The 10233-nt window shown below is 60.0% G+C and carries 12 protein-coding genes and 1 pseudogene; 5 read left to right on the top strand and 8 right to left on the bottom strand.

Annotation, left to right across the window (positions count from 1 at the left end):
- Nucleotides 1-134: 134 nt before the first annotated feature.
- Nucleotides 135-326: a hypothetical protein gene (locus NW837_RS03920; protein WP_011432601.1), complete on the bottom strand. Its 192-nt coding sequence runs from the start codon at nt 324-326 to the stop codon at nt 135-137.
- A gap of 497 nt (nt 327-823) precedes the next feature.
- Here NW837_RS03920 and NW837_RS03915 point away from each other — a divergent pair, with 497 nt between their 5' ends.
- From NW837_RS03915 to NW837_RS03905, 3 genes are all read left to right on the top strand, one after another.
- Nucleotides 824-1678, top strand: a complete 855-nt coding sequence (locus tag NW837_RS03915) for a Tic22 family protein (protein WP_414329355.1) — start codon at nt 824-826, stop codon at nt 1676-1678.
- A 12-nt stretch (nt 1679-1690) separates the two neighbouring features.
- A complete protein-coding gene (gene prmC, locus NW837_RS03910; protein WP_414329354.1) occupies nt 1691-2578 on the top strand; it encodes a peptide chain release factor N(5)-glutamine methyltransferase in 888 nt (295 codons plus the stop codon).
- Between the two features lie 120 nt (nt 2579-2698).
- Nucleotides 2699-3481: a sensor histidine kinase gene (locus NW837_RS03905; RefSeq protein ID WP_414329353.1), complete on the top strand. Its 783-nt coding sequence runs from the start codon at nt 2699-2701 to the stop codon at nt 3479-3481.
- Nucleotides 3482-3505: 24 nt separating this feature from the next.
- Here the strand turns inward: NW837_RS03905 and NW837_RS03900 are convergent, their stop codons facing one another.
- A complete protein-coding gene (locus NW837_RS03900; protein WP_414329356.1) occupies nt 3506-3970 on the bottom strand; it encodes a YHS domain-containing (seleno)protein in 465 nt (154 codons plus the stop codon).
- A gap of 224 nt (nt 3971-4194) precedes the next feature.
- The gene (gene psb27 / locus NW837_RS03895) at nt 4195-4596 is read right to left on the bottom strand and encodes a photosystem II protein Psb27 (RefSeq protein ID WP_414329352.1); all 402 of its coding nucleotides are present in this window, start codon (nt 4594-4596) and stop codon (nt 4195-4197) included.
- Nucleotides 4597-4661: 65 nt separating this feature from the next.
- On the opposite strand from psb27, the gene NW837_RS03890 reads away from it, so the two are divergent.
- Entirely contained in the window at nt 4662-5402 is a 741-nt protein-coding gene (locus tag NW837_RS03890; protein ID WP_414329351.1) for an NnrU family protein, read from the top strand.
- Between the two features lie 34 nt (nt 5403-5436).
- Nucleotides 5437-5829 carry a thioredoxin family protein gene (locus tag NW837_RS03885; protein ID WP_041437173.1) on the top strand — a complete coding sequence of 131 codons (393 nt, stop codon included), beginning with the start codon at nt 5437-5439 and terminating at the stop codon, nt 5827-5829.
- Here NW837_RS03885 and NW837_RS03880 read toward each other — a convergent pair.
- From NW837_RS03880 to NW837_RS03860, 5 genes and pseudogenes are all read right to left on the bottom strand, one after another.
- The gene (locus tag NW837_RS03880) at nt 5766-7361 is read right to left on the bottom strand and encodes a hydantoinase B/oxoprolinase family protein (RefSeq protein WP_414329350.1); all 1596 of its coding nucleotides are present in this window, start codon (nt 7359-7361) and stop codon (nt 5766-5768) included. The genes NW837_RS03885 and NW837_RS03880 overlap by 64 nt on opposite strands.
- Before the next feature lie 5 nt (nt 7362-7366).
- A complete protein-coding gene (locus NW837_RS03875) occupies nt 7367-7675 on the bottom strand; it encodes a hypothetical protein (RefSeq protein ID WP_414329349.1) in 309 nt (102 codons plus the stop codon).
- Between the two features lie 31 nt (nt 7676-7706).
- On the bottom strand, nt 7707-8246 hold the full coding sequence (locus NW837_RS03870) for a PDZ domain-containing protein (RefSeq protein ID WP_238376905.1): 540 nt from the start codon (nt 8244-8246) through the stop codon (nt 7707-7709).
- A gap of 240 nt (nt 8247-8486) precedes the next feature.
- Nucleotides 8487-9437 (bottom strand): prolyl aminopeptidase, encoded by a 951-nt coding sequence (gene pip, locus NW837_RS03865; RefSeq protein ID WP_414329348.1) that lies wholly within the window; start codon nt 9435-9437, stop codon nt 8487-8489.
- 27 nt (nt 9438-9464) lie between these two features.
- Nucleotides 9465-10233: pseudogene (locus NW837_RS03860) on the bottom strand (glycoside hydrolase); the annotation flags it as partial.

The raw sequence follows: 10233 nt of genomic DNA, 5'->3' as shown, positions 1-10233 counted from the left end.
CCCACAAAGAGAACAAGGGATCCTTTCCCATTCAAAATCAAAAAACCTGAGAGCAGGATCCCCTTGTCTCAGTTCAAGCTGCCTCTGCCGGCGGCCTCTTAACAAAAAACTCGTTCCGTCCGCAAAGGGTCTAGCTAAGAAGCCACCAGCACATTCAGGATCCCGGTGAGGACGGCGCTGAACAAAGCCAACGTTAGGTAGCGGCCAACAGCCGGGTTGTCACCCAGCAGCCGATCGGAAGCGCTGATGGTGAAAAACAAAGACCAGGCCTGAGTAGCGTTGATGGTCTCAAATTGGTTGAATTCAGCGGTGAAGATCTTAGCCATGACTCAATGCTCCCTACAGCTGTGGGTTCGCACCCCTACCTTAACAAAAGTTAACAGCAGCTGCCACGTTTGCGCGGCTACATCAGGACACCGCCGAACAAGGCTGGAATAGGCAGCGTTTTATGGGAGAACTGGGTACACAACCCTCGGAGGGATCTGCATCTAGCGTGGATCAGTTGTATGCGACTCCGTATATAGTATTGGGTGATGCGGGATCCCCACCCAAAATAGGGGCTTTGCCCCTCGACAGAGGTCGAGCAGATGTTCTAACCTTGGCTTCTAGGGTGGCCCAAGAGCGCTCTTCAAGATAGGTGTGCCGGGGTGTTGTCAGCGATGGCCAACCGGGATCCTAAGGCTGAGAGTGTGCCGCATCGCTAGCCTAAGCCCTGTTGAGCGGGTTTAATCTAGGCAGCTTTTGATTTGCCCCAGGCTGTTGGTTAGTACTTAGGAAGCTGACCCCATAGCAACCAGAACAAGGCGCGATGCCGGGAGTTGAGATGAGAATGACGCGTTGTAATGTAGTATCGCCTGTGCGCTCCCTCTGCCGCTGTGCAGCTCAGGTGGGCGGCGTAGCCGGGATCCTGATCGGAACAGCTTGGGGGGGCTTGGCTGTGACTCCCGTTTGGGCTCAGGAGAGTGCTCTACTGGCTCAGGCTGCGGCAGGCCCCATGAGCCGGCAAGAGGTGGCGGAACGGCTGAATCTGGTGCCTGTTTTTGCCATTGTGTCTCAGAACGGCACCCCCGTTGTCGCCAATGTGGAGCGAGATGGCCGCACTATCCAAGTGGTTTCCTTCTGGCTGGATCAAGCCCAAGCCCAGCAAGTGTTGGAGCAGGTGAAAGCCAGCAACCCCGAGATAGCCAGTCAAGCCCGGGTGGTGCCTCTCTCGCTGGGGTATGCCTACGAAAAATCGGAAGAGGAGCGCGCCAAGAATAGTGACCTGTATTTTGAGGTGGTGCCTCGGGCTTCTGATGTGGAAGCAGCCAAGCAGGTGCTGAAGGAAACCGGTCAAGATGTGCCTGCAGAAGCGATTGGTGTGCCTCTGTTCTATGGCCGCTCCGGAGAGGGGCTGCTGACCATCGAGCAGGATGGCCATGAGGTGGTGCCCTTCTTCTTCGACCGCAACGATTTGCGGAGGGCTTTGGATCGGGCAGCGGCGCAGAACCCGGATGTGGTTGGGAAAACCCAGATTGAAGTGACCTCGCTGGCCATTGTGGTAGAGCGTATGCTGGCCCCCGACGCGCAGGCCGATGTGCAGAAAATTGCCTTTATCCCCTCTCGCTCGGCGCTGGAGTATATCCAATCCCTGGCCCGGCCTGCCAATCCTTCTGCAAGTCCCCAGCCTCAGCGTTAACCTAAGCCCCTGATGGGATCCCCGTCTGCTCTGGTGAAGCGGTTAACAGAGTGGCGTGCCCAAGCCCTGAGGGCGGCAAAAGCGGCTGGGATCCCTGCCGAGGAAGTGGAGATTTTGCTCAGGGAACGGCTGGGGTGGGGGCCGTTGGAGCGGTTGATGGGTCGCGCTCCGGCTGGGGAGGGGGATCCCCTGGAGGAGGTGCAGGCCCTTTGGCGGCAAAGGGTGGAAGAGCGCATCCCCCTACAGTACCTGTTGGGCAAAGTTGAGTGGGCGGGCTTGAGCTTGCGGGTGACGCCGGCGGTGCTGATCCCACGCCCGGAGACCGAGCTGCTGGTGGAGCAGGCTTCCCTTTGGCTACAGGCCAATCCTCTGCCGCCGGGATCCTGTTTTGCCGACCTGGGTACAGGCAGCGGGGCGATTGCCATTGCGTTGGCCCATCACCATCCCCAGTTGCGGCTTCTGGCCGTGGATTCCAGCCCAGAGGCATTGGCTGTTGCGGCAGACAATGTGGTAGCCCACCATCTGCAGGAGCGGGTGAACTTGCTGCTGGGATCCTGGTTTGTGCCCTTGGATCCCTGGCGGGGGCAGCTGCGCGGCCTGGTTTCCAACCCTCCCTACATTCCCTCTGCTGAGCTGGCCTCTCTCATGCCAGAGGTGCGACTGCACGAGCCGCGACAAGCTCTGGATGGGGGAGAAGACGGCCTAGCCCACTTGCGACTGTTGATTCAAGCAGCACCGGATTACCTGGCCCCGAACTCCTTTTGGGCGGTGGAAGTGATGCGAGGCCAAGCCCCTTGGGTGGCGGAGCAGTTGCAAGCTAGAGGCTGTTATCGGCAGATCCAAGTTCACCGAGATCTGGCCGGGGTTGAACGGGTGGTCAGCGCCCACTTCGTCGGATAGAAAAGGGTAGGATCCCATAAGATGGGGTATCGCCGGAGCCGGAACTGTCCAAAACTTAAAGCTCCGAGCCCAGAGATCTGAGCACGGATGGGATCCCCTGTCCTTCGCCAGGAGCACTTCTTGAGGGAGCCTTCGCCTACAGCCAAACCCGACCCACCCTTACAGCAGGCCGCCCCTGCCGACGGGCAAGGGGCCGTGGATTGGCAGTTTGCTTTTGAACGCTCTGAGGTGATGCGAGCCTTTCAACAAGAGTTGCTCGTCAGCATCGGCCATGAGCTGCGCAATCCCCTCAGCAGCCAGATGGGATCCCTGCAGTTGGTGTTGTCGGATCTATGTGACTCCCCCGAAGAGGAGCGGGAATACCTTCAAAGTGCCAAAGAAGCGGTGGAGCGTCTGATCAAGCTGCTTGAGGAATACACCCGCCTGGCTCGCCATGACCTGCCCATCCAACCTCTGCGACCGGAACCGACCCGACTACGCCCCCTCCTGCAGGATGTGTACAGCCTAACTCGCCTACAGGCCCAGGATCAGGGCATTCGCTACGAATGGCCGGTTCTACAACCCACCTCGGCCTTTGAGGTGCCCCTTCTCCCCGACAGCCTCACCGTTTGGGCGGATCCCCACGGCTTGGTGCAGGCGCTGCTGGGAGTGTGTCGCTGGGGCATCCGCACCCTACGCTATGGTTCGATGGCTCTGCACCTCTATCCCGCCCCAGAAGGAGAGGGACGTTTGTGCCTAGAGTGGAACCTTGAGGGGAGATGCCATGTGCCCATTCAGACAGAGGGCTGTGCCGCCTGGCGGGTGAGCGAGCGGCTCCTGAGAGAAATGGGAGGCCAGCTGGAACTCTGCGAAAGCGGCCCCTACCGAGTTGGCATCAAGGTGACCCTGCGCCTCGCCCATTGAACCCCAGGCCAGAGGGACTTGGGCCTATCGGCTTCTCAAAGCTGGCCAGTTGGCATCTGCCCTCTTGATCAAGCCGGGGATGTCGCGCTCCCAGTTACGCTGTACCCGCCGGTTGGCGTTCAGGTACAGCTTGTCATCGACGATTTTCCAGGCAAAGGGATCCACCGGGTAAAGGTAGTTGTGGGCCACGGCCCAGGCACAAAACCCGCCGTACTGGGGGGCAAAGCGCTCTGGGTCGTTGCGAAACCGCTCCCGATTCTCGGCGCTGGCAAACCTCCAGGTCACCCCTCCCCACTCCCATTCATACTCTGGGGATCCCTTGACGGGCTTGCCATCGATGAAATAGGCCACCGGGTCATAGCCCCTCAGGGCCAGGCCGTCCGTCGCAAAAAAAGGGCCTGGGGATCCCTCCTCGACAGCCCCAACGACCTGTCCTTGGGCTGGGAGAGACAGGAGCCAAGCTGGGTGAGAAGCAACAGCCCCAACCATCAGCAGCAGCGAGAGCAAAACCCAACGATTTTTGACCATCACGACCTCCCCAATCCTCAATCGAGATAAAAATCTCCTCCACTTCCAGAAAAGCACTGCGCCCTTCCTCTCAGATTCAAAAAGAGACCTGAGAAGACCCTGGCTTCTGCGGACTGGGAACAGTCTGGCCGCAGCGGGGAAATTTGCCTGTGATTTGGATCGGGGAGATCCAATCTAAAAAAAGCTCAACCTTCTCGGCGCAAGGCCAATTCCGCCCGATCCAGTTGCATCAGCACCCGCTCCACCTTTTCGGGGTTGAGAGGCCGGTTGGAAGTGCGGTACTGGGAGGCCAGCGTGTTAAACACCGTGCGCAAAGTGGTAAAAGACTGCAGCTTGTCGTAGCGATGGCCGTGGTAGCGCCCAGAAAACTCCTGGATGGCCTGCATGGCTTCCGCTCGCGCCTCTTCCGGGTTCATCAGGGGATCCCCTTCGGAAAGGACGGTGCGCAGGGTTTGGATCAAGGTCATGCTGTCTTCGTAATACTTGCCGGTGAGACGGGCAGCCTGAGCAACTGAACTCCCTGATCCCAGCAAAAGGGCTACAGACAGGAGCAGGCTGACAAGACGCCGAAAAAAAGTTTTGAGCATGGGGAACCTAATGTAACTTATTTTTAAGCATAAGCCACAGCAACACCAGAGGAGTCATCCAAAAGATGCTGTTCACGCCCTTCAGCGACTTTCTGCAGAGGCTAGGCCAGTACGGATCCCATTGGACAATGTTAGCCCTGATCTTGGGGTTTGCCTGTGCTCACAGCGGATTAGCCTACTTGCGGCCCTGGGGGGAAAGCTGGCTGGGATCCCGTCTGTACCGCATCTTCTTTGCTCTGGTGAGCCTCAGTTTGGCACCGCTGTTGCTCATCTATTTTTTCAACCACCGCTACGACGGGGTGATTCTCTGGGATCTCCAAGCCGTCCCAGGCATTCGCACCACCGTTGCTCTTTTGTCTGCCCTCTCTTTTTTCTTTTTGTATCCGGCCACCTTCAACTTGCTGGAGATCGCCGCCATTCGCAAGCCGGAGATCCACCTGTTTGAAACCGGGATCATCCGCATCACCCGTCATCCCCAAATGGTGGGCCAGGTGATCTGGTGTGTAGCCCATACCCTTTGGATTGGCTCCAGCTTTATGGTGGTGACCTCGCTTGGGCTCATTGCCTACCACCTGTTTGCCGTTTGGCATGGGGATCACCGCCTGGAGCGGAAATACGGGCAGGCCTTCCGCGATCTCAAGGCGCGTACCTCGGTGATCCCCGGCTTGGCCATTCTGCAGAAGCGACAGCAACTGCGCCCCCAAGAGTTTTTTCGCTGGGCCTATCTGGGGGTATTCAGCTTTGTATTGATTCTTTATGCTTTCCATCCCCAAATGGTTTCTGCAGCCAGCCAAGTTGCCTGGTAGCATGATCCCAAAGAACTTCTTTAGTTTGGGAGTGATGGCCTTGCAAGTTGCTTTAGATGCTTTTAATCAAGAACTTTTGACAAGTGATGGGTTGGTTTTGGTGGATTTCGGCGCCCCTTGGTGTGGCCTGTGTCGCTTCATTCAGCCGATTACCGACCGTCTCGTAGCCGAGTGGGGAGGGGCGGTCAAAGTACTGCGGGTGAATGTAGACGACAATTTTTGGCTGCCGCGCCGCTATCGGGTGCGCTCTTTGCCAACCCTAATTTTGTTTGAGAAAGGTCAAGAAGTGCAAAGGCTGGAGCACTTCGCCAGCCGCGATGAGGTGCTTCGCCGCTGCGAGCAGTTGTTTCTTGACCACCTGCGCTACCTGGGTTCGGGAGCCTGCTCATCCTCGTTTGAGCCCCAAGCCCCGCCGCCCGGCGTGTAGAGGGTGATCACGTCGCCGGCTTTTAGGGAGCGGCTGATTTTGCCAGGCAAGGGATCCCCGTTGAGGAGGTTGATCCCCACTTGGCCTGGCCCGCCTCCCTGTTCTCCTTGGGGGGCATAGTGGCGCCGCTCGGTGAGCAGGGAGAGGGTGCAATCCTGCAAAGTCTGGATGGAGCGGATTAGCCCCCAGCCGCCCCGCTGTTGGCCATGGCCGCCGGAATCCTGGCGTAGCTCGTAGCGCAGTACCCGCAGGGGATACTCCAGCTCCAGAGCCTCGATGGGGGTGTTGAGGGTATTGCTCATGCCCACATGCACTCCGTCCAAACCCGGTCGTTGCCGGCTGGCCCCCTGACCACCTCCCAGGGTTTCGTAGTAGGTGAAGTGGCGGTTGCCCAGCACACAGTTGTTCATGGTGCCCTGCCCCTGAGCGATGCTCCGCAATCCGGCCACGGGAGCCAGAGCTTTGAACACCACATCGGCAATGCGCTGCGAGGTTTCCACATTGCCCGCCACCACTGCTGCCGGAAACTGGGCATTCACCAAGCAGCCGGGCGGCGCCACGATCTCGATGGGATCCTCCAAGCCGACATTGCTGGGGGCCGTGGGATCCAACAGACAGCGCAGGGCAAACAACACCGCCGAGCGGGTGACGGCCAGGGGCGCGTTCAGGTTTCCCGCCATGGCCGGAGCAGTGCCGGTGAAGTCCACCCGCAGCTTCTCGCCCTCTACTTCCACCTGCACCCGAATCTCAAGGGGCGCGGGCGGATCCCCGTAGCCCTCCAACCAATCCTCAGCCGTGTAGATCCCATCGGGCAGAGCCTGAATTTGCGCCCGCATCCGCCGGCGGCTGTACTCGATGACCCCTGCGATCAACTGCCAAGCTTCCTCTTCTCCAAAGCGGGCCAGCAACTCCCGAAACCGGCTCATCCCCACTGCGCTGGCCCCCACCTGGGCCTGCAGATCCCCCCGCCGCTGCTCGGCATTGCGCACATTGGCCAGGATTAGGCGCAGCAGATCCTCCTGCCAGTACAACTCTCCTTCTAGAGAGAGCCCAGCCAGCCGTACCGGCGGGATCACCAGCCCCTCTTGCCAAAGTTCTGTGGAGTCGGCGGGCATGGAGCCAGGGCGCATCCCTCCAATATCAGCGTGATGAGCACGGTTCACAGCATAGGCGCAAATCCGGTCGGGATCCCTCCAGCCGGGAATGGCCGCGACCACCGTAACGTCCGGCAGATGGGATCCCCCCTGGTAGGGATCGTTAAGGACAAACACATCTCCGGGTCGCGGGTTGGCTGCCACCACCGCTCGCACCGCCTGCGAAAGGGCGCCCAAATGCACCGGGATGTGGGCCGCCTGGGCAATACAGGCCCCTTGCGAGTCAAACAGAGCTGTGGAGCAATCCCGCCGCTCCTTGATGTTGGCCGAATAAGAACCGCGGATGAGGCGGGCTCCCATCTCTTCGGCAATCCCTGCCAGAGCGTTGGCCATGACCTGCAACCGGATGGGATTGGAGACAGGATAGTTGCTATCCATATCCCTCAAAGCCTACGCCCCAGCCAAACGGCCACCCTGCGGATCCCTTGCCAGAACTGCAAACGACGTTGCCAGCGGGCAAGGGTATGGCGATTCTCGCGCAGACGATCCCGCAGACGCAGCAACTCAGCGGGAGTGGGAGCCAAGGCCTGTTGAGCTGCTTCTCGCCAATCGGCCATGGCCTGCTCTGTGACCCCAAGAGCCGAGCGCAGCTTCAAAATGACAGGAATGAGAGCAACCAGGGCCAAAAACAGCAAGCCGTTGAGGCCGCAAACTGCCCAGACAGCCCATCCCGAACTCCAATTGGCATTCACAGAGAGCTCCGGGTAGGGATCCCGACAAGGCTCACTGCTGCTGCAGCATCAAGGGGCGCAACACCCGGCCATCCCCCACCACAACCACCGTTGACAGCACCTGCTCACCACGGCGGAAGGTAATCGGCACCGATTGGCCTACCGGGGTATTTTGGATGATCTGCTGCACATGTTGCACGGAGGTGACCCGCTGCCCATCCACTCCAATCAAAATATCGCCCTGGGCCAGACCGGCTCGTTGAGCAGGACCATCCTGGAGCAAGCCGACCACCTGCACCCCCTGAACTCGAAGTGCGGGGCCGAACAGACGACGGCTGATGGCGCTCTGGGCTTGCTCGCCGTTCACCGTTTCAATGGCAACTCCAATGAAGCCGTTGCCGACAGCATAGGAGGCAGGCGACCACTGAACCCCGAAGCTGTTGGCGTCGCTGCTGACCTGAACCGTGGAGCCGTGGTGGTTGTAAGCTTCACCCCCAACCGAGTCGCAGGGGTAGGCCACAACTGCATCTGCCAGCAAGAAGGAGATGGGCAGGGCTAGGGCAAGCTTGAACAGATGGGTTGGTTTCTGCATGGTTCGACCCTGGAAACGGTGAAGTAGAAATGAGCTTGAATCCGCGAAGCACTTGGGTGGATGCACCAGCCAGGTGTGGGCAGCTTGCACCGCCCCTCCCTCAGTGATAAACCCAAAATCGCCAACTGTCGATAGGCTTGGCCGTGCTTCTGGGCTGGATCCCAAGGTTTTGCCGGCCTTCCTGTAGCAATTCTTCAAGGTCTTGGGATCCCTGGCAGCACTGGGTTGGCTCGGCGGGGCTCACAAACCGGCAAAGCGATCGGTGGCTTCCAGGAGGGCGGTGCGGATTCCAGGCTCGGTGATGGAATGGCCAGCATCGGGGATCATCCGAAACTCTGCTTCTGGCCAAGCCTGATGCAGCTCCCAAGCAGAGATGGGCGGGCACACCACGTCGTAGCGCCCCTGGACGATCACCGCCGGCAGATGCCGCAGCCGTCCCACCCCCCTGAGGAGCTGATCCTCCGGATCCAAAAAACCGCCGTGGACAAAGTAATGGCACTCAATGCGGGCAAAGGCCTCGGCAAACTCTCCCCGACCAAAGCGCTCGATGAGCTCTGGGCTGGGGATCAACTTGCTGGTGCTGGCCTCCCAGACGGACCAGGCGCGAGCTGCCCTCAGCCGTACCTGGGGATCTGGGTCGTTTAGGCGGCGGTGGTAGGCTGCCAGCAGGTCATCCCGCTCTTCGGGAGGGATCGGCTCCAGGTAATGTTCCCAAGCGTCGGGGAAAAAGTAGCCGGCCCCCGACTGGTAAAACCAGCGGAGCTCAAAAGGGCGCAAGAGAAAAATGCCCCGCAAGACAAACCCTAGGCAGGATTGGGGGTGGGTTTGCCCATAGGCCAGGGCAAGGGCACTGCCCCAGCTGCCCCCGAACACAAACCAGCGATCAATGCCCAGATGCTGGCGCAACTTCTCGATATCCGCCACCAGATCCCAGGTGGTGTTCTCCCGCAGCTCGGCATAGGGGCGACTTTTCCCGCAGCCCCGCTGATCGAACAGCACCACCCGCCAGCGGCTGGGATCGAAATACTGCCGGTAGATGGGATCGATCCCGCCTCCAGGCCCCCCGTGCAAAAACACCACCGGCTTGCCTGCCGGGTTGCCGCACTGCTCGTAGTACAGGGTGTGGAGGGAGGAAACCGCCAGAAAACCTTGATCGTAGGGCTCGATGGGGGGATAGAGATCGCGCGACATAACTTGAAGCTCTGCTGGTCATCACTCTCAGGGTCTGCGCAGGGCAATGGTGGCCTTGGGCGGGATCCCTTCCTGAAAGGTCTCGCCATCCGCGGCCAGGATGACAAATTGCAGCTCCTGACCCGGCTGGGCGCCCAAATTGCTCCAGGGGATGGCCACCTCCAAACAGGCATCCACCACCGCCTTCACTTGATGGCCGATGGCGTGCCAGGTGTGGTACTCCCCTGCCTGAAAGAGCTGGGCTTGCACCTCTGCCGGATGCTGGCCGGTGCCGGGAGGCGGCAGTGACAACCGCAACAGGTGGCGGTAGTGGTAGTTGAGAGGGGCTTCTGCCGGCAACCCCTGCAGGGGAATGGGGCTGTTGACGGTGACGCGGTTGGGATAGAACCACAGCACCAGCAATTGCCTGGGCCGCTGCACCACCGAGTTAAAATCCAGCCGCAGATAGAGGTTGAAGTGATCAAACCCGTACCAGAGGCGGCGAACGGCGCTGTTGCGGTGCATGGTGCCTCGGGCCGCTCCAATCTCCACCCGCCCCGCTTGGCTCCACTCCCGTTCTGCCGGACGACCGTTGATGGCCGGGTGGATAAACCCCTGCGGCAGGCGATCCCCTAGGCCGTCATGATCCTCCAGGGGAAATTGCAGCACGGTCGGCACCGCCTCTCCCAAAGCAGTGTAGAGCGCCTGCAGGTGCTCCCGAAACAACTGGTCGAAAACGGCATCATGGGCGGAGGAGTGGCCTGCCCCAAACCACCAGAACCAATCGGATCCCTCGGCGGCCCAGAGGGCTTCCCAG

Source organism: Synechococcus sp. R6-10 (assembly GCF_047461815.1).
Lineage (GTDB): Bacteria > Cyanobacteriota > Cyanobacteriia > Thermostichales > Thermostichaceae > Thermostichus.
This window is presented reverse-complemented; position numbering and strand designations above follow the sequence as displayed.

Excerpts from the sequence above, each read along its gene's own strand:
- NW837_RS03890 (WP_414329351.1), top strand. The coding sequence starts at position 4,662 with ATGCTGTTCACGCCCTTCAGCGACTTTCTGCAGAGGCTAGGCCAGTAC.
- NW837_RS03885 (WP_041437173.1), top strand. The coding sequence starts at position 5,437 with ATGGCCTTGCAAGTTGCTTTAGATGCTTTTAATCAAGAACTTTTGACA.
- NW837_RS03915 (WP_414329355.1), top strand. The coding sequence starts at position 824 with ATGAGAATGACGCGTTGTAATGTAGTATCGCCTGTGCGCTCCCTCTGC.
- NW837_RS03880 (WP_414329350.1), bottom strand. The coding sequence starts at position 7,361 with ATGGATAGCAACTATCCTGTCTCCAATCCCATCCGGTTGCAGGTCATG.
- pip (WP_414329348.1), bottom strand. The coding sequence starts at position 9,437 with ATGTCGCGCGATCTCTATCCCCCCATCGAGCCCTACGATCAAGGTTTT.
- NW837_RS03870 (WP_238376905.1), bottom strand. The coding sequence starts at position 8,246 with ATGCAGAAACCAACCCATCTGTTCAAGCTTGCCCTAGCCCTGCCCATC.
- NW837_RS03900 (WP_414329356.1), bottom strand. The coding sequence starts at position 3,970 with ATGGTTGGGGCTGTTGCTTCTCACCCAGCTTGGCTCCTGTCTCTCCCA.
- NW837_RS03920 (WP_011432601.1), bottom strand. The coding sequence starts at position 326 with ATGGCTAAGATCTTCACCGCTGAATTCAACCAATTTGAGACCATCAAC.
- prmC (WP_414329354.1), top strand. The coding sequence starts at position 1,691 with ATGGGATCCCCGTCTGCTCTGGTGAAGCGGTTAACAGAGTGGCGTGCC.
- psb27 (WP_414329352.1), bottom strand. The coding sequence starts at position 4,596 with ATGCTCAAAACTTTTTTTCGGCGTCTTGTCAGCCTGCTCCTGTCTGTA.